24 protein-coding genes, 1 pseudogene and 1 riboswitch are annotated in these 25,921 nt (G+C 39.6%); of the genes and pseudogenes, 4 read left to right on the top strand and 21 right to left on the bottom strand.

Annotated elements, in window-relative coordinates; translation table 11 throughout:
• Nucleotides 1-2: 2 nt before the first annotated feature.
• The 12 genes from ACZ5OK_RS03770 to ACZ5OK_RS03715 form a co-directional block, all read right to left on the bottom strand.
• Complete coding sequence (locus tag ACZ5OK_RS03770; RefSeq protein ID WP_343839350.1) at nt 3-1,055, bottom strand: hypothetical protein; 1,053 nt, start codon at nt 1,053-1,055, stop codon at nt 3-5.
• 181 nt (nt 1,056-1,236) lie between these two features.
• Nucleotides 1,237-2,748, bottom strand: a complete 1,512-nt coding sequence (asnB, locus tag ACZ5OK_RS03765) for an asparagine synthase B (RefSeq protein ID WP_343839348.1) — start codon at nt 2,746-2,748, stop codon at nt 1,237-1,239.
• 453 nt (nt 2,749-3,201) lie between these two features.
• On the bottom strand, nt 3,202-4,389 hold the full coding sequence (locus ACZ5OK_RS03760) for a DUF5667 domain-containing protein (protein ID WP_343839344.1): 1,188 nt from the start codon (nt 4,387-4,389) through the stop codon (nt 3,202-3,204).
• Nucleotides 4,390-4,450: 61 nt separating this feature from the next.
• A riboswitch (cyclic di-GMP riboswitch) is annotated at nt 4,451-4,536 on the bottom strand.
• Nucleotides 4,537-4,677: 141 nt separating this feature from the next.
• The gene (locus ACZ5OK_RS03755; protein WP_343840254.1) at nt 4,678-4,833 is read right to left on the bottom strand and encodes an ATP-binding protein; all 156 of its coding nucleotides are present in this window, start codon (nt 4,831-4,833) and stop codon (nt 4,678-4,680) included.
• Between the two features lie 90 nt (nt 4,834-4,923).
• The gene (locus ACZ5OK_RS03750) at nt 4,924-5,340 is read right to left on the bottom strand and encodes a HAMP domain-containing sensor histidine kinase (RefSeq protein ID WP_343839342.1); all 417 of its coding nucleotides are present in this window, start codon (nt 5,338-5,340) and stop codon (nt 4,924-4,926) included.
• Entirely contained in the window at nt 5,313-5,765 is a 453-nt protein-coding gene (locus tag ACZ5OK_RS03745; RefSeq protein WP_343839340.1) for a HAMP domain-containing protein, read from the bottom strand. The genes ACZ5OK_RS03750 and ACZ5OK_RS03745 overlap by 28 nt, the downstream gene beginning before the upstream one ends.
• A complete protein-coding gene (locus tag ACZ5OK_RS03740; RefSeq protein ID WP_343839336.1) occupies nt 5,758-6,441 on the bottom strand; it encodes a response regulator transcription factor in 684 nt (227 codons plus the stop codon). Before ACZ5OK_RS03740 ends, ACZ5OK_RS03745 begins: the two co-directional genes overlap by 8 nt.
• A gap of 36 nt (nt 6,442-6,477) precedes the next feature.
• Entirely contained in the window at nt 6,478-6,852 is a 375-nt protein-coding gene (locus ACZ5OK_RS03735; protein ID WP_343839333.1) for a TlpA disulfide reductase family protein, read from the bottom strand.
• A gap of 101 nt (nt 6,853-6,953) precedes the next feature.
• Nucleotides 6,954-7,103 carry a hypothetical protein gene (locus tag ACZ5OK_RS03730; protein ID WP_343839330.1) on the bottom strand — a complete coding sequence of 50 codons (150 nt, stop codon included), beginning with the start codon at nt 7,101-7,103 and terminating at the stop codon, nt 6,954-6,956.
• 165 nt (nt 7,104-7,268) lie between these two features.
• Nucleotides 7,269-7,664, bottom strand: coding sequence for a DUF302 domain-containing protein (locus tag ACZ5OK_RS03725; protein WP_343839328.1), 396 nt, complete (start codon nt 7,662-7,664; stop codon nt 7,269-7,271).
• A gap of 263 nt (nt 7,665-7,927) precedes the next feature.
• Nucleotides 7,928-8,227, bottom strand: coding sequence for a rhodanese-like domain-containing protein (locus ACZ5OK_RS03720; protein ID WP_343839326.1), 300 nt, complete (start codon nt 8,225-8,227; stop codon nt 7,928-7,930).
• Between the two features lie 62 nt (nt 8,228-8,289).
• Nucleotides 8,290-8,619 carry a rhodanese-like domain-containing protein gene (locus ACZ5OK_RS03715; RefSeq protein WP_343839324.1) on the bottom strand — a complete coding sequence of 110 codons (330 nt, stop codon included), beginning with the start codon at nt 8,617-8,619 and terminating at the stop codon, nt 8,290-8,292.
• Between the two features lie 357 nt (nt 8,620-8,976).
• Here ACZ5OK_RS03715 and ACZ5OK_RS03710 point away from each other — a divergent pair, with 357 nt between their 5' ends.
• On the top strand, nt 8,977-9,372 hold the full coding sequence (locus ACZ5OK_RS03710; protein WP_343839322.1) for a hypothetical protein: 396 nt from the start codon (nt 8,977-8,979) through the stop codon (nt 9,370-9,372).
• Between the two features lie 64 nt (nt 9,373-9,436).
• Here the strand turns inward: ACZ5OK_RS03710 and ACZ5OK_RS03705 are convergent, their stop codons facing one another.
• The 3 genes and pseudogenes from ACZ5OK_RS03705 to ACZ5OK_RS03695 all read right to left on the bottom strand — a co-directional run bounded on the left by ACZ5OK_RS03705 (nt 9,437) and on the right by ACZ5OK_RS03695 (nt 14,742).
• Complete coding sequence (locus ACZ5OK_RS03705) at nt 9,437-10,966, bottom strand: DUF5667 domain-containing protein (RefSeq protein ID WP_343839319.1); 1,530 nt, start codon at nt 10,964-10,966, stop codon at nt 9,437-9,439.
• Between the two features lie 311 nt (nt 10,967-11,277).
• Nucleotides 11,278-11,487: pseudogene (locus ACZ5OK_RS03700) on the bottom strand (excinuclease ABC subunit C); the annotation flags it as partial.
• A gap of 150 nt (nt 11,488-11,637) precedes the next feature.
• Complete coding sequence (locus tag ACZ5OK_RS03695) at nt 11,638-14,742, bottom strand: glycoside hydrolase family 97 N-terminal domain-containing protein (protein ID WP_343839317.1); 3,105 nt, start codon at nt 14,740-14,742, stop codon at nt 11,638-11,640.
• A gap of 467 nt (nt 14,743-15,209) precedes the next feature.
• Between ACZ5OK_RS03695 and ACZ5OK_RS03690 the strand changes: the two genes are divergently transcribed.
• Nucleotides 15,210-16,484: a glycosyltransferase family 2 protein gene (locus tag ACZ5OK_RS03690; protein WP_343839315.1), complete on the top strand. Its 1,275-nt coding sequence runs from the start codon at nt 15,210-15,212 to the stop codon at nt 16,482-16,484.
• 101 nt (nt 16,485-16,585) lie between these two features.
• Here ACZ5OK_RS03690 and ACZ5OK_RS03685 read toward each other — a convergent pair whose 3' ends face one another.
• The 5 genes from ACZ5OK_RS03685 to ACZ5OK_RS03665 all read right to left on the bottom strand — a co-directional run bounded on the left by ACZ5OK_RS03685 (nt 16,586) and on the right by ACZ5OK_RS03665 (nt 22,629).
• Complete coding sequence (locus ACZ5OK_RS03685; protein ID WP_343839312.1) at nt 16,586-17,710, bottom strand: DegT/DnrJ/EryC1/StrS family aminotransferase; 1,125 nt, start codon at nt 17,708-17,710, stop codon at nt 16,586-16,588.
• A 26-nt stretch (nt 17,711-17,736) separates the two neighbouring features.
• Nucleotides 17,737-19,032 (bottom strand): nucleotide sugar dehydrogenase, encoded by a 1,296-nt coding sequence (locus ACZ5OK_RS03680; RefSeq protein WP_343839310.1) that lies wholly within the window; start codon nt 19,030-19,032, stop codon nt 17,737-17,739.
• A gap of 113 nt (nt 19,033-19,145) precedes the next feature.
• The gene (locus ACZ5OK_RS03675; protein WP_343839308.1) at nt 19,146-20,156 is read right to left on the bottom strand and encodes a glycosyltransferase family 4 protein; all 1,011 of its coding nucleotides are present in this window, start codon (nt 20,154-20,156) and stop codon (nt 19,146-19,148) included.
• Nucleotides 20,149-21,411 carry a glycosyltransferase gene (locus tag ACZ5OK_RS03670; protein ID WP_343839306.1) on the bottom strand — a complete coding sequence of 421 codons (1,263 nt, stop codon included), beginning with the start codon at nt 21,409-21,411 and terminating at the stop codon, nt 20,149-20,151. The genes ACZ5OK_RS03675 and ACZ5OK_RS03670 overlap by 8 nt, the downstream gene beginning before the upstream one ends.
• 24 nt (nt 21,412-21,435) lie before the next feature.
• Nucleotides 21,436-22,629, bottom strand: coding sequence for a glycosyltransferase (locus tag ACZ5OK_RS03665; RefSeq protein ID WP_343839303.1), 1,194 nt, complete (start codon nt 22,627-22,629; stop codon nt 21,436-21,438).
• Nucleotides 22,630-22,810: 181 nt separating this feature from the next.
• Between ACZ5OK_RS03665 and ACZ5OK_RS03660 the strand changes: the two genes are divergently transcribed.
• On the top strand, nt 22,811-23,566 hold the full coding sequence (locus ACZ5OK_RS03660; protein WP_343839300.1) for an SDR family NAD(P)-dependent oxidoreductase: 756 nt from the start codon (nt 22,811-22,813) through the stop codon (nt 23,564-23,566).
• Nucleotides 23,567-23,595: 29 nt separating this feature from the next.
• Entirely contained in the window at nt 23,596-24,561 is a 966-nt protein-coding gene (locus ACZ5OK_RS03655; RefSeq protein WP_343839298.1) for a dTDP-glucose 4,6-dehydratase, read from the top strand.
• A gap of 8 nt (nt 24,562-24,569) precedes the next feature.
• Here ACZ5OK_RS03655 and ACZ5OK_RS03650 read toward each other — a convergent pair whose 3' ends face one another.
• Nucleotides 24,570-25,805 (bottom strand): glycosyltransferase, encoded by a 1,236-nt coding sequence (locus tag ACZ5OK_RS03650; protein WP_343839295.1) that lies wholly within the window; start codon nt 25,803-25,805, stop codon nt 24,570-24,572.
• Nucleotides 25,806-25,921: the final 116 nt, after the last annotated feature.

The raw sequence follows: 25,921 nt of genomic DNA, 5'->3' as shown, positions 1-25,921 counted from the left end.
TCTTATTCTGCTGTGACGGTTAACGTTTGTTCAATGGTCTGTTTATCCTCATGATCTTTGCGAAGGTACTCACCGCTTAGCTTTTCACCATTCTTGCCATAGGCATCCTTTACATGAGCACCATTATTATGATGTGTCGGGTCCATACTGATCATAATTTCATACTCACTGATATCATCCATTTCCCGCTCAGGATCCCGGATGTAAAACGTAGCGGAACCATCCGGATTGGTATAGCCATCATCGTAGTATCCTGATGTAATGTAGTTTGGAATTTCTGTATCGGCACGAACATAGGCACCGCCAATCAAATTGCTTTCCAGGGTCACCACCACATATTTTCCTTTCTTTTCGATAGAAGGTTCGAGCTCAACCTCAGGATTTCCGGAATTTTCAGGGATCTTCCATCTTGGCTCCTCGATAGAGAAAGACTGCTCTTTATCATCCAATTCAATCGTTTTCTGGAAAGAAGCTTTTCTGTAGGTTTCTTCTTCTGTTCCTGTCTCATACCGCAAAAAGTGCCCGGCGAGTTTATCGCCATAGTGCTCCTGAATTTCTTCATCCTGTTTGGACATATCAAAGCTTAATTCGGTGTGAATGATTCCTTCTACATCATTGGGGAGTTCCTTCTCAAGTTTAAAAACGCCATTACCGTTTACTCGTGTCCGGGTATATCCACCGATAATAGAGCCATCTTGCCAGTCAAAATCAAGGTAAAGCTCAGATTCCGGCAATAAATTTGTCGTTCCATTGACTGTGACTACCTTATTCTTAATGGTGAAGTCACCCTCAAGCCATACTTCCATTTCCCCTTGGTCCTCTGGAGCTGATTGCTGAACTTCAAAGGATACATCCCCGGATTCCTCATCCTCTTCAGACTTTTCCTCTTTGTCTTCATCCTTTTTCTGTTCCTCATTCTTTTCAGTATCCTGCTCCTCCGACTGTTTCTTTTCATCTTCACTGGCACTGGCATCTTCTTCAGAATGATTGCCACAGGCCATTAAAAACATGACCATAAAAAGAGATAAACACAAAACCCCAAATTTGTTTGTCATAACCAACCATAAAACCCCTCTTCCTCCAACATTTTCATATAACCTTCCAACTATGTTATATCATGATAGAAAAAAATAACAACATGATTTTATTCCTGTTTATTCCAACGAAAGTATGAAAAATGCATCTTTTTACCTATTAAAAAAGTGCAGGAGCTCCTGCACTTTTTGGAAAAGTTCCTTAAGCTGTTGCCCAGCGTCCCATAACTTCCAATGCTGATTTTTCCGGGAAGATTTCCTTATAAATTTTGAAGCAAAGGCATTCCTGTTTACTGCGCAGTTTAACAGGTGCTTCAGCATTCAATGCATGAAATTCATGGTCTGAAATCACTTTATTAGCATGCTCCTCTAAAATATCCAAAGCCCCGCTTCCTGCTGAAAACTCCTCTTTCTTCCGCCATAAAATCGATTCTGGAAGCAGACCATCAAAGGACTTTCTAAGGATCCATTTTTCCATATGCTCGTCTGTATGAAGCTTTGATTGAGCCGGTATGAATAAAGCATCCTTTATTAAATCCAAGTCTAAGAATGGCACCCTAAGTTCAAGGGAATGAGCCATACTCATACGATCTGCCCTCTGTAAATTTATATTGTGGAGGGAATTTATAATTCGGATAATCTCTTGATTTAAACCTTGATCATCCTGAAAATCCTTCAGGTAGTCATAACCGGCGAAAAGTTCATCCGCCCCTTCTCCGGACAGAATTACTTTTACATGCTCTGCGGCGAGCTGGGATACAAAGTAGTTAGGCAAAGCACTGCGAACAAGGGATGGCTCAAAAGATTCCAAATGATAGATTACTTTTGGCAGTACCTCAATTAATTCTTCTTTCGTGTATACATACTCATAATGCTCGGTTCCAATCGCTTCTGCTACTTCACGGGCACGCATTAAATCCTCACTATTTTCAGAACCCACACAGAAGGATTTCACAGGCTTCTCCCCTTGATGAAGCTTTGTGGCAATCGCGGAAATCAGGCTGCTGTCCAGTCCTCCACTTAATAGTACACCTACCTCAACATCTGCCAGGAGACGCTTTTTCACGGCATTCGTAAGCTGATCTTTAATCTTGTTTGTCATGACCTCCAACGATTGATCCGAAAGCATTTCGCTCTGCTTCGGCTCTGCTATTTTACGATAACAGACAAAACCTGTTTCCGGGGTATAATAATGCCCGGCTGGAAATTCACGTACTTCATCCGTGACAAGATATAAGGTTTTCAGTTCAGAGGAAAACACGAATTGGCCCTTGTCGTCTTTTCCATAATACAGAGGCTTAATCCCAAGGGTGTCACGGGCTGCCAGGAAGGTGTCATTCGCCTCATCTGCTATAAAAAAGGCAAACATCCCGTCCAGCTTCTCGACCCCTTTGGCACCTTCCTGCTCATACATTTTTAGCACAACTTCACTGTCGGATTTCGTTAAAAAGGTAGCTTTCTCTTTAAGCTCTTCTTTAAGCTGAAGATAATTATAGATCTCCCCGTTACATACAATCCATTTCGATCCATTTTCATTTTTAATAGGCTGAATTCCATCTTCTAAACCAATAATAGACAGGCGCTGATGACCTAAGTGAAAATTCTCCAGTTTTACATCGCTCCCTTCATCAGGTCCACGATGACGCATACTGTTTAACACTTCAGTCATTAAAGATTCAGCCATTCCTCCTGTCATAGCAAAAATTCCACACATGTTTTTTGATACTCCTTAGTCGTTATATAGTATGTATTTGAAGCTGTTCGATTTCAAATACTTTATTAACCTTAGGGGAGTATGACGATTTAAGCAACGTCCATTTCGTCATAAAATCACCTGAATTTTTCGATAAGTACCGATTAAATGATTTAATCTGGGTTTCCCGGCGTTTCTTGGGGAGGATCAGGGGTTAGAGGGGCAGACCGACATTTTTCCGGAGTTGAGATTTTATGGATTTATCAATCTGGTGCACGAGTTTATCAGTCCATTTCGTTCATTTATCAGCCAGTTCTGTATCAACATCAGTCACTTTCCCTTATTAATCAATAACCTTCACCAGTCTCGGCTCATTCATCTAATACACATAGCTCAATTCGAGTAAAGGCAGGCTTTGAATGATCACCATAAAAAAAGCCAAACCACCATAGTGATTTGGCCGCTTTACCTGGATTAGTTATGCTTTCCATTATTACCCTTTCCAGGATGATTTCCTTTTCCATTATTTTTCTTTTCAGCGCGTTCTTTGGCTTTCTCACGCTTCTCTTCAGCTTTTTCCTGAGCTCGTTCACGCTTTTCCTCAGCTTTATCTTGAGCTCTTTCTTTCTTTTCTTTAGCTGCTTCGTTTTTATCTTCTGTTTCTTCCTGCTCTTCTTCTGCAGCCTCATCCTCTTCAGCTTCCTCAGTGTCTTTTGATTTCAAGGCTACCTGTTCAACTTCTTCTTTACCAGCTTCTTCAGTATTTTCCTCAGAGTCGGTTCCTTCTGATTCTTCATCAGATGTAGTTCCTTCTTCAGATTCAGTTTCCTCGTCCTCACTGTCTAAGCCCAATTTAGCCAGCTCTTTGTCCACTTTCCACTCAAGCTTTTTCTGTGCTTTGGCAATATTTTTTTGTAAAGCTGCTTTCGCTCGCGGATTGCTTACTTTTTCTAGTGCAGCAGTTAAAGCTTCAATATTTGCAGAAAACTTCTCTTCAAGCTCTGAACGAATGGAATCTACTGAATCCCCTGTTGTTTCCTCGCCATTTTCTTCAGTCGTTTCCTCTTTTGTACCTTCTTCGGTTTCACTGCCTTCTTCTTCTGCTTCATCATCCACTTCTTCTACATTTTCATCTGTATTATTCTCTTCTTCTGACTGACTTTCCTCATATTTAGCCATAGCCTTTTCCTGCTTAGCTAATGCTTCTTCAAGGGTCTTTTCAGCCATTTCTTTTTCGCCGTTCGCAAAAAGAGCTTCTGCTTCTTTAATACGCTCTTCCGCATATGTTGCCAATAATTCCGCTTTTTCTGTATCATCAAATGTTAATGCAAGACGAATGTTTTCCATCATTTTCTTCGTGAAATAGAAGAGATCGCCAGGCAGTAACGAGGAATCCTCCTCTGTATTTGTGTCCGTCTCCTCACTTGTCTCAGAACCCTCTTCTTCAGACTTCTCTTCATCTGTGGAAGTATTTTCTTCTGAGGACGGTGCTTCCCCGGTCTCTTCTGTATCCGCTGTTGTTTCCGTCTCTGTTGTATCTGTTTCTTCTCCTTCCTCAGCTTGTGCAGCACTGAGTCCGAATGCAAAAACAAATACAGCCGCCATAAGCAACGCTACTAATAAGTTACGAGATTTCCCGTTTAGAAATAACTGATTATTCATTATAAATCCTCCTTATCATTTTTGAAGAAACTTAGCACGGCTTGTCAGTCGTGCTTGTATCATCAGCAGTCCAGCCACCATAGTTTGTACACCTTAGGCCTGTAACTTTGCGCCCCTTCTTTTCAGATAGATTTGCCCTTTCATGATAAATGAATTGTACAGACACTACTCCATTCATCCATTCACCCTGTAATATACCTCTGATCGTCAAACGTGACATCATCCAATAGGCCTATTTTCAAAAAAATTCGACATATTTTATTATATTTTTCTATTACTTATAAAATTTCATGACCCCTTCTCGAGTGGAAGTGTGAACCAAAATGTGTGAATATTTCCTTCTGAATGAACGCCTATTTGACCACGATGATGCTCTATGATTTCCTTTGAAATAGCTAGACCAAGGCCTGTCCCACCTGATTCCCGTGATCTGGAAGGATCAATACGGTAAAACCGTTCAAAAATGAGGGACTGCTCTCGTTCCGGAATGATTTCTCCCGGACCCGTAAAGGAATCATAGTATTTACATTCAGATCATTTTCCCTGAACCATAATGGAGCCGCCACCCTTATGGTAGCGAATGGCATTGTCCAGCAAATTATTTAAAACCTGTGCAACGCCCTCCTGATGAACCTGAACCATACGAGACTCCAGTTGAAGTTCGACTGGAATTCCCTCTTTTTTGGCCGCCCAGCGAAACATCTCTACCGTTTGTTCAATGATGCTTTTCATATTAACTTTTTCCTGTTCAGAAAAGGTTTGTCCACTGATATCATCCCATTCCTTTAACCTATCCAGCTGCTCCAGCATTCCACTAAGACGTTCAGACTCTTCATAGAGGGCTTTATACAGCTTTGGACGGCCTTCAATCATACCATTATGCAGGGGATTTAAATACCCGTTTAAATTGGCTAATGGCGTTCTTAGTTCATGGGATATATCAGAGACCATTTTTTTCGTTGTTGCTCATTTTTCTTTAATTGCTCAACCATATCATTAAAGTGGTCAATAAGCTGTCCTGTTTCATCCTCTGACCTCCTTTGAATAGGACTCGGATATCGACCTTCTTTCATAGTTTTCGTTGAATCTATTAAATTTCTTAGGGGACCTGTCAATTTTTTTGTCAGAAAAAAATGAATCATGCTCCCGGTGACAATCGTCGTAAAGGTGAAAATCCAGAGATACTGTAAAAGAGCAGACTCAAATTGCTTCTGTGTCATTTGGTTCATTGTGCCGATACCATCAACAAGGAAACAGGAGGTATTATAAATTCCCCAGGTGGTCAGGAGAATGAAAGCTGTAACCACGGTAATATTTATTAGCGTCAGTCGTCCTAATAAACATCTTGGAAGCCTGACTTTTTTCCACTTATTCATGAACAAATTTATACCCCATTCCTCTTACCGTACAAATCCGTTTTGGTGAAGAAGGATCTTCCTCGATTTTTTCCCTTAATTTTTTAATATGAGCATCAACCGTCCGGTCCATCACGGTTTTATCAGCATGCGGATATAATTGCTGAATCAGGTTTTCTCTTGTCAGAACAACATTCGGATTCTCCATAAAATGATAGAGTAGTTGAAATTCATGCTTCGTCAGCTTAAGCGACTCATCATACAGCATCACTTCGCCCTTTCTAGGTTTAATACACAAGCCGCCATAGGTGATTTTTTGACAGAACTGACCGGTCCTTCGTAAAACGGCCTCCACGTGTGCGACTAACTCGTCTGGATCAAAAGGCTTTGTCAAATAGTCATCTGCACCAAGCTTCAAACCTTTAATCTTATCGTTTATTCTGGCTTTAGCAGACAGCATAATGATCGAAACTTCATTGCGTTCCTGCTCTCTTACCCATGTACACAGCTCTTCCCCGCTTATTTTCGGAAGCATTAAGTCAAGAATCAGTAAACAGGGATGATGAGTAAGAAAGGCTTCCTTTGCTTCTTCCCCATCTGCTGCTTCTACAACCTCATACCCTGCTTTCTTTAAATATATTGAAATCAATTCTCTTATCATGTAATCGTCTTCAATTACCAGAATGGTTTGCTTCACTATAAATCACCTCACACGCGGTACAAGCACCTGGCCTTATTGCATTTTTTCAAATTCCTGAACCATAAGATCATAATTTAAGGCACCTAACGTTTTAAACGATATCACACCTTCAGAATCAATCATATAGGAAGTTGGAATGGGCTGAATCTGATAGGTGTTAGCGACATTGCTTTCCTGATCGAGCAGAATTGGAAAGGATAAATCAAATTCTTTCACAAAATCTCTAACATCCTGAATTCCACTTTCTGTCTGGGTTAAGTTCACAGCTAAAATTTTTACATCCTTATTCTGATAAAACTTTTCCATATCCGGCATTTCCGCACTCCATGGCGGACACCAGGAAGCCCAGAAATTCAGCATCACCCGCTGTCCACGAAGATTAGATAACTGTACAGTTTCTCCATCCAACGTCTTCAGTTCAAAATCAGGTGCTAAATTCCCTACATTTAAGCCTGTTTTACCTGTCTGCTTTGGGGCATCAGCTTGTTTTGCTGAAGAATCAGGTTGACTTACAATTTTATAACCACCCTTTTCATTACCTTCATTTTCTGAAGTCGCTTCATCAGTTGGCTGATTTGCATTTTCTGCTGAATTCGTAAAATCATAAACAGCCCGACAAACATTCCAACCAGTACTACAACAATAATCCCCTTCTTCATTTTATCGCTCCGTTTTATGTATGCAATTAAAGGAATCATAAAAAAAGTTTGTGAAAATTTAATGAAAGTGCCCGGAAAAACGCTGAACTTCTTCTGGTCCCTCCTTATCTATAAGACAAAAAAGAACGAAAAGGATTTATCACAGATCCTCTTCGTTCTTTTAAATTATGAGGAAGATTCCAGACTCTTATCGATGCAGCTGATTAACCGTCTTTCTATATCTCCAGCCAGCTCTTTAAGGGAATCATCATTGGCCAATTGTATAAGTGAAGTTGGTTTGGGCAGGCCGATGTTTGTTCTTCCCTCATCCTCATACACAACAATCTTACATGGGAGAAAATAGCCCACCATTTGATTCTGTGTCAAAACTCGTTCAGCTTCAAAAGGGTTACATACTTCCAACACCTTGTACGGCTGATTGTAATCCAGTCCTTTTGCCTGAAGCTTTTCTCTAATATCAAATTGCCAGAGCACACCAAATTTCTCTTCTTTCAATGTTTCCTCCAATACGGCAATGGCATCATCCATCGTTCTGTCCGTTTCAACCGTATAATGAAACATGAACATCCTCCTTTTAGGCTGATAAAACTTAATGATCAACTGACAAAAAAACACCAATTTTTTCTTCCTCAAGTATATGTTTCACCCACTTAATCCTTTACATTCTTCAGGTTAGTCTGTAACTCTGGTAATCAAGGATACAACGATAAACACTATTCCTGCCAGGAACATGAGTTTTTGCGATGGTCAAAGGCTTCTCCATAATTGCTTCATATTGATATGACTCCTTTTCTCAACTATGATTAACGGAAAAATAAAAGGCTTTATTCAGTGTCTCCTTGCCAGTTGTTCATACCACCTGTCATATCCTCAACTTTATAGCCTAATGCGCCCAAAATTCCACAGGCGGCTTTACTGCGATTTCCAGACTGGCACACGACCACGTATTCCTTCTCTGAGTCTAATTCTGTTTTACGTACCGCTAACTGACCCAGAGGAATATTTTTGGCCCCTGGAATTTTTCCTGTTGCTGCTTCATTGTTTTCACGGACATCAATGACATAGACCTCTTCACCTTTTTTGATGCGTCTGTCTAATTCTTCAGGGGTAACCTGTTTTGCCATGGGCGTCCCCTCCTTCCGTATCTTTTTTCCTGCAGCAAGACAGCCTGTCCTCCTGCCGTCTATTACTCATTATTTACTAATGAATATCCAATAACCCGCATTCCTTTTTTTCTCAGTATACGGGCACTTAAGTTTTTTTCGATTCTATCTGATGCGACAATAATAACGCTTTGTTTCGGAATTTCCTGATAATGCCGTTTCAAATATGCCACTGGTACACAGCAGGCTTCATCAATCCTGTCCCTTGATGATATTTGGTAGTCACGGGTATCTACAATCGCAACACCCTCCTGTTTACAGGAATCAAGTTGAAGCTTCCCGACCCCTCGGACAGGAACATGCCTGCGATAGAAAAACCATGATATGATGATAACTAGGATGGCAATGCTCATGATTCTCTCCTATTAGATTTAATATACTGGAATTATCTTATACCCCACATGGTATGATGTCAAATGAGAAGTATTACCATCATCAAGTATCAGGCTGATTAATCATTTTATCAATCGGTTTGCGTCGGGTATACGTTTCTCACATCCACATTTAAGTTAAATTTTATCTAATATCAATCTGTTTAGAATTTTATCCGTTAAGACACTCTGAATCAGTCAAAAGAGAAGGTTTATCTGTCTATTACACAAATTTATCCGTTAAAATAGATATAGACATATGTTCGGCTATGAATCCATCGGTCGCAGCGTCCACTGCATCTACCCGGCCATCAAACTATAAAAAGGAGGATAATTTTAATGGGAGTTGGATATGGAATTGTTTGCAGATCCTGTGGCTTCAGCAAGGAGTTTATGCTGGGGGTAGGCGGTGATGAATATTATGCTGGCGAGAACCAGTTTGAAATTCTTCATCCAAAAACGAAAGATCAGGTAAAAAAGGCCATTGGGGATCTTCCCATTCATCATGTGGATTTTGACCGTCGTCTCCTTCATTGTCAGCAGTGCCATCATCTTTACGTGCGTCCCCTCATGAAAATCTGCTATGGTCATCAGCAAGTGTTCAATACAAATCAACATTGCAGCCGCTGTAAAGGAAAGGCTGAAATCGTGGATGACCTGGAGTTTTCAGAAATGGCCTGTCCTGAATGTAACAAAAAATCCCTTGAAGTGAAGACGTTTACGATGTGGGATTGATTGATATAAAAAAGGATAGATATCAGCAAGTCCTATACGTCAATATCTATCCTGTCCCGGGGGACTATGGATGCTTTCCAGAGCCTTTTCCCTGATTTCCTTTTTCTTTATTACTTTTTGGATGGACAGAAGGATGAAAATCAGTGTTTATATCACTTCTCACGCTCTTTCCTGAATCAGTTTTTGTTTCATTTTCCGGATTCGGGATATGGTTTACTTCCCGATTTTGCTTTGGATGGGAATTCGGGTTTGCTATTTCATTTCCCCGAAATTCTTCTGGAGCGGAAGCAGGACCAGGAGAAATGGAAGCAGGTTCTTGCTGTTTATTCCCTCTTTCTTTTTTAACCCGTTCCACTTTTGCCTGTCCTTTCTTCACCTTATCTTCCGGCTGCTGCCCCTTTTCTATCCCCTTTCCTGCTTTTTCCGGAGCTTTTTCTTTTAAAGATGGTGTTTTAGCTGCCGGTTTCACTGGTTCCTCCCTTGCTTGCTTTTCCACCTTTTCCAGGTCACGGTTAAGAGCCTTCTCATCCTTTTGAATATCATCCCGTAAAATTTCTAAAGCTTCATTCACAGGAACTTTATTAGCGATACCATTTTCTATTGCCCTTGCTTTACCTGCTCTCTTTTCCATTCGTGCAAAAGTCTTTTCCACATTTTTGGCAAGAGCAGCTTTAGCGGTTGGGTTCTCAACCTTTTCCATGGCGAGTAACAATGCTGTCATGTTCCTGCTGAAATGAGATTCCAGCTCATCCCGTAATTCAGCAGCTGGGTCTTCTGTTTCGGTTTCCTCATGTACTGTTTCATCCTCTGGTTGTTCCTCATCCTTAGAAGGCATAATACCGGTATTCGTTCCGTCAGTTGGAGCCTCCTCTTCTTGTGCAGTGCCGTCAGCCAGCTCATCATCTGCTACATAATCTAAGGCAAGTTCCTGATTCTCCAATGCCTGGTTCAACAATTGAATGGCTCCATCCGTATCACCGGCATCAAATAAAGCATTCGCCTCCGCAATTCGTTCATTGGCAAATTGCGAAATTAACTCTGCTTTAGCTGTATCGTCAAACGTTAACGCCAACTGTACCTTCTCTGCTATGGCTTCCACGAAGTAAAAAAAATCACCTGGAACAAGTCCGGGATCATCCATGGAGATATCCTCTGTGGTACCCTCATCCGTTTCCCCCGCCTCTTCAGGAATCGTTTCTGAGGACGGAACTTCTGCAGGTTGGTCCTCATCTGTAGGAGTATAATCAGAAGCTTCATCACTTTCGGGCGGAAATTCAACATTCTCAGTTGGATCTGCAGTCTCTGTTTCCTGCCCGGCCTCCTCACTTTCTGCAGCAAATGCCGGTGACATGGTTCCGCCAAGCATAATCGATGTGACCAGTACTCCCCCCAGAATAACTTTAATAGCTTTCACCCGTAGATTGGGGAATTTTCTTTTGACATAGCTAATCGCCAGCCGGTTCAGATCCTTTTCCGTATTTTCTGTTATACCAAATTCGTTCGCAAACTCTACTAATGAATGCTGGGGCTTGATGTACAGAATAACCTCATAACCATTTTCTTCAGGTTTCAATTCATAGCTGTAAAAATACATGGAGTCACTCCTTGTTATAGGGATACTCAATTTATTACTGCAGGACAAGGTCTCATTCTGCCCCTATATTACCCCGAAAGGACTGAAAATATGGGAGGCTTTTTTGGAATATTAACAAGTAGATCGTACCATCCTTATGCTAAAAAATAAGCCAATTCCAGATTATTTGTCTGGAATAAGCTCATATTTATACAAAAAATAAAATGTATACAATTCCCATCATTATTCGGCTATTCATCCCCTGCCACAATCTATAAGTAGCTTTGCCATAGTAATTCCGATAATTTCTGCTTCCTTTCACCGCATCAAACCTATTTGCCCAATTCCATTAATGATAAATTCCATTGCAACTTCATATATGCATTTTTACATGCCAGCTGTACCAATTGTTTCATTCTTCCTCGCTGTGGCTGAACCATTTTAATAGGAATGTTCAGCCCATTCGTATATACAACTTCCGGGAGAAGCACCTCATTCGGTAATGAAGCTGGATTATTGGTATAAAACTGCCTGATATAATGACAAAATACAGCCTCTCAAATCGGATGACCAGCCAGGATGCGAAGGTTGGCGGACCAGCCCTGCAGCGGTTCATTAATAGCATGTGCCGCCATTGTAATCAGACTAAAAAGGTAAGCGTCTCTGATATAGACGCTTACCTTTTATTCTTTCTATTCCTCCACCAGTTCAAGCGGACCCAAAGGACCCGTATATAAGCCCCCGTCCCAGCGTGCGTCAAACACACGAATACTGATGACGTTCTCCGCTCCATAATTGATTTTTTCTGAAGGAATGACATATTCACGGTCCCAATCCCACGCAGAAATCATCCCTTCTTCACCCTCTCCGGTAGGAAAGGTTCCTGATTGGCCGATTTTTTCTCCATTGAAGTACGTAGCATCGACATCATCGATTCGGCCCAGTTTCATTTTTAATGAGTACCCTTCCCACTCTTCTGGTATATAAATGGATTTTCTGTACCATCCATAAACATAGTCCTCATATAAGTTGGAATGATCCTCCCATTTTGAGGGCAATTGAACAGCCTGCCAGCTGCTGTCATCCAAGTCTGGTTCTTTCCAGGCTAAATCATCTCCTTGTTTAAACAACCATTCACCAGCGAGTTCTATCTGTGGAAGAGCAACTGCTTTTGGTTTTAAATCACCTATCGAGACCTTATACAGGCCTGTCTCTGCTTTCGGATCATAGGTGAAACCGATCTCCTCGGTCGCTCCACCTGCTTCTGCAGATACCTCAATCCGTTTCGTATCCACTACCTCTCCATCAATGGTTAACGGAACTTCGACTTCTCCGGCATAGCTTCCGTAGTTCGTCACACTCGCTGTAGCATGAATCTCACCTTGGTCAACAGAAGCTTCCAGATTACTATATTCAAAGGTTGGCTCCTTTTCTGTTACAATAATCTTTTTAGCAGGAAGATCGCTTACGTGAATACGATAAGTACGGGGATCAAACAGCTTATCATAGGTTAAGACAACTTCCTTTTGTTCTCCCGGGGCCACTCGTACATGCTTCTCAGCTACCGTTTCTCCCTCTATTTGAAGGTTTAGAGTTTTTCCGCTTATTACACTACCTCTGTTTTCAACATTAACTTTAACGGCCAGGTCATCGTTGGACTGGATAGACTTTGGTATGTCAACGTAAGAAACCTTCATTTTCCCTTCTTTATAATTAGACAGCTTTGCGATTTCTTCCTTTGAGGCCGGATAAAGACGTACAGCCTGTCCACCGCCTCCTTCAAGCGACGCTATTAAAGTATCATTTTCCTTAACAATGACCTTTTTAATCGATACAGAAGTTGGGTTTGTTTCAAGATTGGCATCTGTACCATCCGAATAAATTTCTGCCACATATTTTGTCCCTTTTTCTAAAAAGTCCAATTCAATTTCCAAATCTCTATCCTTTTCATCCGTTACACTGCCAATATACCATTCTTCTCCACTACGGCGGACAATTGAGGCATAATCTCCAATTTCGGCATGTGGAACCATGATGTCGTCCCAGGTAACTGGCACATCCCGCATAAATTTAAATTCAGGTAAAATTTCACCATTTTCGTCCTTATAATTTTCCGGGAAGTCTGCAACCATCTGTGTACCACTTGTAAGAACGACATAAAGTGCTAATTGCTTTGCACGAGTAGAGTGTACACGTGTATCGGCATGTGAGATATTTACATCAAAAATACCTGGTGTAAAGTCCACTGGTCCTGACATCATTCTCGTAAACGGTAAAATCGTTTCATGTTCCGGAGGGTTGGTATCATCACTAAACGCACTATATTCCATCCCGCTGACCCCTTCACGACTTACCCAGTTAGGATAGGTACGGTACAGTCCTGTTCCTTTAATCGGTTCATGGGAATTAATCATAATTTCGTGCTCAGCTGCTTTCTTAATAGTGTCCAAATAATGATTCACCATATATTGACCGTGATGGTGCTGTCCAGGTGGATTATGAATGCCGTAATCGGCTACATACCCACTTTTAATAGCATGAATTCCCTGTTGTTGATAATAATCGTAAGCTTCGTCCATTTGACTTTCATAGTTTAAAATATCTCCGGAGGTTTCGTTATGCATAATATAAGAAACTCCACGCTCCTGGGCATACTGAACAACTTCTTCCAGATCATAATCAGGGTAGGATTCCGTAAAACTGAAAAGATCCCCATTTTCCATCCAGTTTCCATCCCAACCTTTATTCCATCCTTCAACAAGTAAGCCTATATTTTGATTTTCAGTGTCTAAGTACTCTGAAGCAAAATCGATATAACGTTTTGCATTTTCAGTCGTAGCTCCATGGTCCGGCCCTGATGCCCATGTTGATTTACCACTGATCATTTCCCACCAGACCCCTACATATTTCATCGGCTCAATCCACTCAGTATTATCAATAGTGTTCGGTTCATTTAAATTTAAAATTAAATCGGATTCTACGAGGTCTCCGGCATCTTCTCCAATTTGGATGGTTCTCCACGGTGTTTCAACGGGAAGCGAATCCTTCTTAACCTTTACATTACTGTCTGGCCATGGTGCCAGATGGCTTACCAGTTTTGTGGATTCACCCTCCGCTTTTTTCAGTGCCATTCCGGAATAATCAATTAGGGCTGCTTCGTGTACGGATAGATGAATTCCTTGAGGTGTTTTCATTGTAAAGGGAGTGCTCACTTCCTCTACTTCACTTAGTAGTGTTTGATTATAGTTATATTCATAGCTGTCCCAATCATTGGGAATCCACCAGGACGTGTTATCATTTGCAAAGTGAAATTCGGTATTCTCTGATGTGATTTGCAGATCAGGATTTACATTTTCCTGTTCAGGAATCACATAACGAAAGCCGATTCCATCATTATAAACACGAAAAACCAGATTCATTTTACGATAAGGTGCTTTCGTTTCCTTTAAATAAACAGTCTGTTGCTTGTAATGGTTTTTAATCTTTGACTTTTCTCCCCATACCGGCTCCCATGTCTTGTTGAATTCCTTTATATCAGTTTTTACAATTTTTAAATGGTTGCCTAATGATTCCTGATTCTTAAATTCAAAGCCAAGTGATGAAGGCTTCACAATCGTCTCGCCATTAAAGACAACCTTATAATGAGGCGTACCATTTTCTGATAGGCTAAGGTCTACCTCTACGCTTCCATCTGGTGATTGAACGGATACACTTTCCTCCCCAGCCGCAAAGCTTTCCTGCTGGTATACAAAAAGTGCTATAAGGATTGCAAATAAAATAGTCAGCTTATCTTTCATAGTTTTTCGGACTAGCATTCAATTCCTCCCCCATTTTTTACATAAATTTTTGTTAATCCTGAATTAGCGATTACAGTTATTGTTTTTTAATGGAATGACAAATTCCTCTAAAAAAAATCAATCTTCTAAAAACACATCGATTTACACAGGAAAATAGATGTCCTTACATGGTGGTATCCATTCCAAATGTGGGAATTTTAGGAATTTTGAATTAGGTCCTAGTTAACCATTTGAAAACGAGAGGCAGCAGGGTTTTTCTATTCATAAGCTTTCTGCTAATCCATATTTATGTATGACCAATTATTTTTTGTAATCGGAATACAAATATAAAAATGAGGGTCATACGGATCCTGATCAATGCCCTGACGAAACTTTTATAGATGGATGTCCGTTTGACTGTTGTACCTCATATCCCGAAACTATTATACATAAGAGTTAGGTATGAAGTGTTTTTAAGGAGGGAGAAAATGAAGGACATCACTGCCATTCTCATCAATGATTCTAATCAGATGGTTTTACAGAAGGCTGTCACTTCACTAAAATACATTCAAACCAGGTTAAAGTCGCTAATCATTCCCCATAATCCTGATACTTCTTCAAAGGCAAAGCTGGAGTATGGTTTGAATAATAAAGTTGAATTTATAAGCGGTAAAAGTGACGATTTAGGACAACTTCTTAATCACACGATTGACAGGATAACAACCCCTTACATACTCATTCTTCAAGGTACAGATTATCTTTCCCCAAACATCGATAACGATGCTTTAAACCTTCCTGAGTCAAAACAAGTTTTAGGAACCTATTACCATAATCAAAGCATTATAATTCAGCGCCCATTACTTATTTCCACCCCTTTCCTTAAAAAGAACAGACTCCCGCCCATCAAACATTTACCTTTTAAAGAAGCCCTTTTACCCGCATGGCTTTCTAAAATATCACCATCCATACAGCTATTTAAAGAAGGGTTAGTTAAGCAGTCCAGAAAAAATCACTCTTCAATTGTTTTGGAAAAAGAAAAAATAATCCAGAAATATCAGCATACGAAGTCCGTGTCGAAAGCCCCATCGCTTTCTGTCATGATGACAAATTACAATTCTGAAAAATACGTGGAAGCAGCTCTTGTTTCGTGCCTATTACAAAGTGAACCTTTTGACCAGATCCTCATCATGGATGATGGATCCACAGATAACTCTTATCAACAGCTTCTTCGATGGGAGAATATCGAAAACGTTAGACTATTTCATAAGAAAAATGGAGGAAAAGCAAGAGCCTTAAACGATTTATTATCTTATGTTCAGTCTGAATATGTACTGGAACTCGACGCAGATGACTGGCTTGACCCGGACGCCGTCACGATTATAAAAAACTATCTATCAGAGGTTTCCAGTGAGGTAGCCGTTCTTTATGGTAATCTTAGAAAATGGAAGCAATTAACCGAAGATGTCCTATTTAAGGGGGTTGCAAAGGGGACTCCTGTTAGCGGGAGAAAGGATTTACTGTCTTATCGCTTTCCTCTGGGCCCAAGAATATACCGTACCACCATTTTAAAGCGGGCAGAGGGTTTTCCAGTCATTGAATTCGAAGACGGAAGACTATATGAAGACGTAAGTGTTTTATTGCGATTACTATCGATATCACCGATTCGTTATCAAAATTTCACCGTTTATAACGTTCGGGAACATCAGAAGAGCATTACGAAACAATACGAACCAAAATGGAACGAATTTCTAAAACACTTATAATTGATGGCAGTTTATCCCCACTCATCCTTTTAGGTTGAACCTAAAGTATTGAAGTGGGGTATCCGTTTACTTGCGATAAACCTGAAAAAAACAAGAATTCTTTATCCATTGTAGTCTAAGAAGTGAAGAACACTTTTGATCACATAATTTTGCTTTTCAACAGACAGGGTGGGATTAATAGGGAGTGCTAATATTCGTTTGGCTGTGTGTTCAGCATTTGGAAAGTCCCCCTCTTTATAGCCCAAATAATGGAAGGCTTCCTGTAAATGCAACGGAATCAAATAATAAATGGCGGAGTCGATGCCGTTATTTTTCAGTTCTTTAGCGAGCTCATTTCTATTGTCTAGTTCAATACAATACTGATGAAAAGTGTGCTCGCGATTCCTCACAATTGGTGGGGTTTTAACTTTATTTTTAAACTTCTCCGTATATCGTCGGGCTATTTCGTTTCTTCTTGTTAAAAAACCTTCTAAATAATCGATTTTAATGAGTAAAATGGCTGCCTGCAGCTCATCAAGTCTACTGTTCATACCGATTAGCGAATGCTGATAGTTCTTTTGGCTGCCATGATTTCGAAGCGAGTGAACCTTTTCATATAATTCCTGCTGACTGGTTACAACCAGACCCGCATCCCCGAATGCACCCAGGTTTTTCGTTGGGAAAAAAGAGAAGCAGCCAATATCTCCAATCGTCCCCGCTTTTTTCCCTTCATACTCCGCACCCATAGCCTGGCAGGCATCTTCTATCACTTTCAAATTGTGTTTTTGGGCAATGTCCATAATTTCGCCCATGTTCGCAACCTGGCCATACAAGTGAACAACCATGATTGCTTTGGTATTTTGGGTTATGGCTTCCTCTATTTTTGCAGGATTCAGATTATAAGTTACTGGATCAATATCGACAAATACTGGCTTTGCCCCTTCCTGTACAATCACTTCTCCCGTCGCAAAAAATGTAAATGGGGAGGTAATGACTTCATCACCAGGTCCGATATCCAGCGCCTTAAGTGCTAACTGTAAAGCATCTGTCCCACTTGCTACCCCCAGACTATAAGGAACATTGAGATAGTCTGCTGTCCTTATTTCCAATTCCCTTCCTTTTTCTCCCAAAATATATTGTCCGCTATCCAGTACCTCTACAATCTTTTCAATTCCAGAGGTTCTCATTAGCTTCCATTCCTCTTTTAAATCAAGCAGAGGAACTTGGCGAAACTCGTTTTCAGGCATAAAAAAACCTCCTTAAAGTGGATTCCCTAACCAATCCCTTCATATTGAATCCCTAATTTAGTGATTTCCTCCTCCTTCCATTTATTTCTTCCATCGAAAACAAGCTTGCATTTCTTAAAGTCTTTAAAAGTTAAACTTTCGTACTCTTTGTGAAAGGCTTGCAGGATGATAGCGTCTACTTCTGAAATAAATTTATTATTCAAGGATAAGGGCAATGCTCCAAACTGAATGATTTCACTATTCGAAAAATGAGGATCATTGACAAACACATTCGCCTGTTTATCTCTAAGTTGATCGATCAGCAATAAAGTTGTTGATTGGGTTGGTTCTTTTACATTTCCCCTATAAGATAATCCTAAAATCAGAACATTTTTGTTCCTCAGGGTATCAATTCTATTCTCTATTTTTGATAGGGCATAATCAGCCATACTGTCATTGATTTTTCTTGATAAAGGGGTTAACCCCTCATTTAATCCTCTGTTAATGAAAAAATAAGGATAAATTGGAATGCAATGTCCACCTACACCAATACCAGGAGCATGTATATGGGAATAGGGCTGACTGTTACTTGCTGAGATGACTTCTGATATATGAATATCTTTTTGCTCTGCAAATTGAGCAAGTTCATTAGCTAACGCAATGTTGACATCACGATATACACATTCGGCCACTTTGGAAAATTCAGCAGTTTCCAATGAGCTTACTTTCATTAATTCACAATTAAGAGCCTGCTTATAAAAGTCGGAGGCGAGTTCCAGGCTTTTTTCATTCACTCCTCCAATAACCTTAGGGTAATTTTTCAGATCTTCTATAATTCGATTTGAATAAACTCTCTCGGGACTATAAGCAAGGTAAAAGTCTTCGCCCATTCCCAGACCTGATTGCCTTTCAATTTCTTTGCCGAACCTCTCTTTTGTATCCCCCGGGGGTAACGTTGTTTCAAATATGACTAATGAGTCCTTTTGGATTCCTTTACCTATGTCCTGAACGGCAGCATCAATAAATTGGTAATCAATGGCATGGTTTTCATCAACAAATACCGGAACAATAACCACAATGATTTTTGCTTTTGAAACAGCTTCAATGTTTGAATCTGTAGCAAAAAGCATTTGGTTATCATGAGCTTGTAATACCAATTGATTTAACCCGGGTTCATTAGTTATATGAGACTTTCCTGCATTTACCTGATTGACAACATCTTTGTTTTTATCCGCTCCATAAACCTTATAACCATTATTGGCAAAAACAGCTGCTAACGTAAGTCCAATTTTCCCAAGCCCGATAACGGCGACTTCGGGTAATATAGGGCTATTATCTATCATTTTGTTCAACCCCTCCTGCTAGTAATCAAATCTATTGTATTCTATGTGATTATGAAAAGCCTGACTGGATTCTTTTCATTATTTACAAAGATTATGATGTCTAAATAATAGAATTATAATTGCTTATATATATTGATGTACCTGTCAGCTACTACTGATGCAGAGTGGTGTTTTTCTATATAGCTTCTGCCTTGTTTACCAAGTTCACTCCATATTTGAGGATTATCCAGTAATCTTTTTAATTCATAGATGAGGTTAGATGGGTTGGCGTTAACAATCGGTAAGTCAGACGGGTACTTGGATACCAGGTCATCCCTGATAAAACAAATAACCGGTTTTCCATGAGCCATTGCTTCAGAGCTAATAAAACCGCTGGCTCCAATTCTTAACTGATCAATCACAATATCAGCCTGGGACAGTAGCCTTTTCGTTTGATCATACGTTTTATTTTCAATTAATTGAAATTGAAAGATTAGCCCCATTCGTTTTAACTCTCTAACCGCATGCAGGATGAATTCTGTTCCTTTAAGATCACGCATTGTGGGAGCGTGAACGATGAGTGGGACCTTTTTGCCTTCTGGATATTCAGGTATAAATTTTGAAGTATCAACTGTGTGGGGAATAATGTGGGTGTGCTTATAAGTGTGCTTTATATATTCCTCTAATTCCGGATCTTGCACAATCGCATGATCGATATAATGAGACAGGGTCCGCACGTTTTCGGTTATTTTTTCCTCGGTCCATTCTGGTTTCACTCGAACGTAAGGATTGTTTTTTTTCGCTAGTGAATACATTCGAATATCTGATCCATGATGGTGTACAACCAGTTTCTTTCCAGCCTGTTTTAGGATTGGCAAATCCCTTTTATCGGAAAAAAAGGTTTCTCCAAAATGAAAGTGAAAAATATCATAATTTTTCATTGCTTCCTGAAAGAAACGCTCTAATACAATCTCTCTTTCCTTGTTGTTTTTCCGGTTTAGATGCAGAGATACATCTGGTTTAAATTTAAACTTATTATCATAAAAGTGGCAGGAGGTAGCATCAATTCCTTTCTTTTGCAACGCTTTACATAGTTCTATCATCGGTGATCCATAAGGAATGTGTAAAGCCTTCAAGCTATCCATCCTCTCCTTTGTCTTTTTTCATCTTCCGTTGACTTTTATCATCCTGAACGAACCGGGCATAGATCGAGAAAAGCCTTTCTTCCATGTGCTCCCAGCTATAGGCAGTTTCCATTATTTTTCGTGCATTTAAACTCATTTCCTTTAATTGTGCCTTATTGAAGTATATCTGTTGTAAAGCTTGTGCATAGTCCTCAGCGTTGGCCTGAGGTTTATCGATGATATATCCACATTGATAACGTTCAATAAATCTGTTCATATCCTCACATTGGTTAACTAAAACGGGAAGACCATTATTTAAATAACTGAAGAATTTATTGGGCATGGCATATCGATTGTTTAAAGAATGGGAAGCATCCAGATCGACCCAACCTATATCAGCATCCCCCTGTATGACCATGGGAATCGCTTCATAATCCAACCAGCCTTTAAACAAAACTTTACTCTTTAAATGAGGTGGTATAGAGGGTTTCTGATCCTGTTCTTTCCAGCCACCAATAATTTTGGCTGTTACAGAAATTTTTTCATTAGCCAATTCCAATACTCGCAACAACTTCTGAAAGCTCCCTCTTTTACTTCCCAAGATTCCTTCAAAAGCAATTACTAAATCAGCCGTTTCCTTGTTTCGATCATATTCAGGTGCTAAAGGTGGAGAATTATAGACCACTTCAATCGGGAGGGAGGGCTGGATGGAGTGATACCACGCTTTAATCGATTCTGACACTGTAATGACTTGATCTAATTCATTAAACATGGCTTCTAGCATTTGACGCTTCACTTTTTTTATTTTTTTAGATTCCATAATTAATGGGTCTGGTTCCAGTTCGTGACTGTCATAGATTAATCGGCACGCTTTCCCTCTGGATGCTAAAGCCCGCTTGATTCCAATTCCAGAGTAAAGTGAAAAAAATTCATGAGCATGATAAATATCAGCCTCAACCTCAATCCCAATTTGTGTTAAAGAATCCGTAAAACGGTGGTGGGTTCCGGTTAGAAGATTGTGAAGTAATTGTTTCGTTTTTTTCTCAAAATCGATTTGTTCATACGTAATGATTTTAATCCCCTCATATACAAAAGTACGTGACTGAAAGCGATTGGTAAAAAAAGTGCCATCTACATCAAAAAGATGACCTTTTCTGCGAGGAACGATCATCGTAACGCTATACCCCTGTTTTACCAGACTTTTCGCTTCTTTTTTAAAAATACGTGCATCTAAAAAGGGGTGTTCGGTTACTAAAAAACAGATCTGCTTCCCCATCTCGTTTTCCCCCTCTCCACAAGTTTAAGATAAAAGATAAGGTCTTTGATCAGTATCCAGGGATTTGTACAAGTTAATTAACCGTTTCTCCATATGCTCCCAGCTATAGACCTCCTCCATCGCTTTCCGCGCATTTATACTCATTCGTCTGAGCATTGACCTATTCTTGTTGAGATAGACCATTCCTTTAACATAATCAGCAGCAGTTGGATTTAAACGATTGATCACTATTCCACATTGATAGGTATTCACGAACTTTTCCATGTCGCTGCACTTGCTTACGATAACAGGAACTCCATTATTCAGATAATTAAATAGTTTTCCAGGCATGGCAAAAGCATGATTTAGTGAGCTCGTGGGGTCTAATTCAATTAAGCCGATATCGACATCTGAATATAGTGAAGACAAGGACTCATACTGAATCCAGCCAGATTGGATGATACGGCTTTGTAAATGATCGGGGACAGAAATCTTCTCCCCATATCGTGGCCCTCCAATTAATTTAAAGTGAAAGTCCATTACTTTTCTGCATGAATCAGTGATTGTATAGATGGTGTGTAGGTTCTTATCTGATACGTTTCCCTCATGAGCTGCAACAAGCCTGTTTGGATTTCCTCCTTTAACCTTAAAATCGGAAGAAAGGGGTGGAGCATTATAAATTACCTCAACAGGAAGTAAAGGATCCATTGACAAATACCATGCCTTTATCGAATCCGAAACGGTTATGGTATAATCGGCCTCTTTTAAACTATCGAGAAGAATCTTTTTCGATTGTCGCTTTTCTATTTCTTTCATGGATTGGGAAAACGGATCTGGAGTTACCTGTCTGCTGTCGTAAATTAATTTCACATTTTTCACGTTTTGTTTTTTGAGGGCAAGTTTGATTTCCTTTCCGTAATAGAACGAACTCAGTTCATGGGCATGATAAATATCTGCACGTTCCCGTAATCCTAGTTGAAACAACGGATGCGTTCTTGGATGATTCGATTTCCTTTTACAATCATACGTAATTATTTTTATTCCCTGGTATTTAAACGATTTATTCCGAAATTGTCTGGTAAAAGGTTTTCCATCTATATCCTGCAAAAATCCATTTTGACGGGGAGCAATAATTGTTACCTCATATCCATGCTTTGCCAGACTTTTAGCCTCTAATTCAAAAATTCGTGCATCTAAGAAAGGCAGATAGCTTAATAGCATACAAACCCTTTTTCCCACAATTTAGCCTCCTGTCTTTTTAAAATGCTAAGAAGTATGAACACCCCTAATCCATCATTCATAGAATTAATTAAATGTGTTTCTAGTGATTTATATGCAGAATACCTTTTTACTCGTAACAGCTTTAAGCTTATTTTTTCATATTTGAACAAATGGACTACACAGAAAGGAGCAAAAGAGAATGGAATTACATTTAAAGGGAAAGAACGTATTGGTAACTGGTGGAACAATAGGAATTGGAAAGGCAATTGCCAATGCGTTTCTCCATGAGGGTGCACACGTCGGCATTGCAGCCAGAAGTATGAATGAACTGGCAAAAACGAAAGAGGAATCAGGTGTAGAAATCTATCAAAAGGATCTGGCAATCCCGGAACAAAGAGAGCAATTAATTGAAGAATTTGTCGACCATTTTGGCTCGATTGATGTACTTGTCAATAATGTAGGTGCCAGTCATGGACAAGGTGTATTACAAACACCCGTAAATGTCTTTGAACAGGCAATGGAGGTCAATTTCATCTCAGCTGTTCATCTAAGTCAATTAGCCAGCACATCGATGATAAAAAATCAGAATGGTGTAATCATCAATATCTCCTCTATTTTTGGTAAAGAAGCTGGTGGAGCTCCTTCTTATAATGCTTCAAAGGCCGCGCTGATAAGCATTACAAAATCACTTAGTTCAGAGCTAATCAAAGACCATGTACGTGTCGTTGGGATAGCACCAGGGGCCATCTATCATCCCAATCGGATCTGGCAAAACCGTTTAAAGAAAGATCCAAAGTACCTGAAAAAATACGCAGAGGATAAAATTCCTGCCGGACGACTTGGAACAACAGATGAGATAGCCAATGTTGCCGTTTTTTTAGCCTCAGACAAAGCATCCTGGATTGTGGGAACCACTGTCACAGTTGATGGTGGCCAATCACGATTAAATTTTTAATTTTATTATGATGAAAGGAAGTGTTGGATTTGAATAGACGTTCTCTGACTAACAGGAATGTGCTCGTTATTGGAGGAGCTGGTTTTATCGGAAGTCATTTAGTCGATAAACTAATAGCCGAGAAGGTTAGAAAAATTATCATTATTGATAACCTTTTTATTGGGAAAAAAGAGAATATAACCCACGCCTTAGACAACGGAGCCGTCTTTCATATTGATGATGCAGAAAATCAGGAAATTCTCTCCTATCTTATAGAGAAACACAATATTGACATTGTGTTTAATTGTGCAACTAAAGCCTTAAATTATTCATTTATCAATCCCTCTCATGCCTTCCTAACCAATGTAATCGTCTTAAAAAACCTGTTGGAACTACAACGAAAAAAGGCATTTCAAACATTGTGTCATTTTTCCTCTTCAGAAGCCTATGGGTCAGCCCAATATAAACCCATTGATGAACAGCATCCGCTTATTCCTGAAACCACTTATGCTGCAGGAAAGGCTTCAGCGGATTTAATGCTGCAATCCTATGTAAACATGTTTGATTTAGACGCCTTTATTTTCCGCCCTTTTAACAACTATGGACCCAGGCAAAACTTTGAAGGACCACTTGCTGGCGTAGTACCCGTTACCATTAAAAAAATATTAAAGGGGGAAGCTCCGGAAATTCATGGATCAGGCCAACAAACGAGAGACTATATTTTCGTAGAGGATACAGTTGACCTTGTTTTAAAAGCCTTTCCGCTCATTTCCCCCGGTGATGTCGTAAATATTTCCACTGATCAGCAAATATCCATTCAGTATGTCGTAGAAACTATCGTTGATGTCATGGAATATCAAGGCACAATTATGAAAAAACCAGGTCGCAAAGCTGATGTGAAAAGCCACAGGGGATCAACCTGCAAATTAGAAAAAATGGTAGGTACGTATAATCCTACTCCATTTAAAGAAGGAATTTCTGCTACTGTAAATTGGGTCAAAAAACATGTCACCTAAATAACCGGTTACGTATAAAAGATGTCCTGTTGGCCTGATAACGTACGATAAACATTATGAAGACGCTTCTCCATCCTTTCCCAGCTATAATTTTTTTCCATTACATTTCTTCCATTTACACTCATTTCCTTTAAAAGGGTTTTGTTTTTAGAGAGATAAAGGATAGCCTCAGCGTAATCCTTCGCTGTGGCATCCTTTTTATCAATCACCAGTCCACATCGATGTGCACGTATAAAAGCTTCCATCTCATGGCAACGATTAACCAGAATTGGGACACCATTATTCAAATAACTAAAAAACTTATTGGGTAAGGCATAGGACCGGTTAAGAGAGTCACCCAGATCCTTATAATCTATCCAGCCAATATCCACATCTTTCATATGTTTTGAAATCGAATAATAATCTACCCAGCCAGTTTGTTCCATTTTATCTCTTAAATGAGCAGGAAGTTTAAAGGACTCACCAAATCTCGTACCACCGATAATCTTAAAATGAAAATTAATAGATTGCGTACAAATCTCCGTTATTTGCATCATTTTATCTTTATCTCCGCGATTGTTATCGATATTTCCTTCATAGCAGGCAACCATACGGTTATGATTATATTTTTTTGGTGAGTAGTCTTTTGCAAGTGGAGGGGAATTGTAAATGACTTCTACAGGAAGGCTGGGAATTTGGGATATAAACCAGGATTTAATCGAATGAGAAATTGTAATTACATAATCTACTTCCTTTAACATTAATAAAAGTTTTTCTTTTAAATTCGTTCTTAAATGTTTAGGACTGTTTGAATCAAAGGGGTCAGGTGTCAATTCATGGCTATCATACACAAGTCTAACGTTCTTATTTCTTTTCTGTAAGATTCTTTTTACACCAACACCTGCAAAGAGGGATAAATATTCATGTACATGGTAAATGTCTGCCTCCTGCTCTACTCCTAATTTTGTCAGGGGATTGGAAAACCCCTGTTCCCACTGTGATTCAGGGGATAATACCTTACCTAGCGGGGTTCGACTTTCTTCATAACTGTACGTTACGAAGTTGATTCCTTCATAGGTGAAGGTTTGCTGCAAAAAATGATCCTTAATTGGTGTTCCATCAATATCATAGAGATAACCCTTTTTTCTTGGAACAATCATAGTTACATCATAGCCCAATTTTTTTAAACTCCGAGCTTCCCGTTTAAAGATTCTCGAATCTAAAAAAGGATGATCAGCAACAAGCATACATACCTTTTTGGCCATATTTATGAGCTCCTTTCTTTTTCTTTATCCAATAACACTCTTCATTATATTTATTTTATATATAAATGTTGTATCATTTGGAGTTCATTTCGCATTAAGTGGATGGCAGAAAGGTG

This window comes from Salinibacillus aidingensis, assembly GCF_055393355.1.
This window is presented reverse-complemented; position numbering and strand designations above follow the sequence as displayed.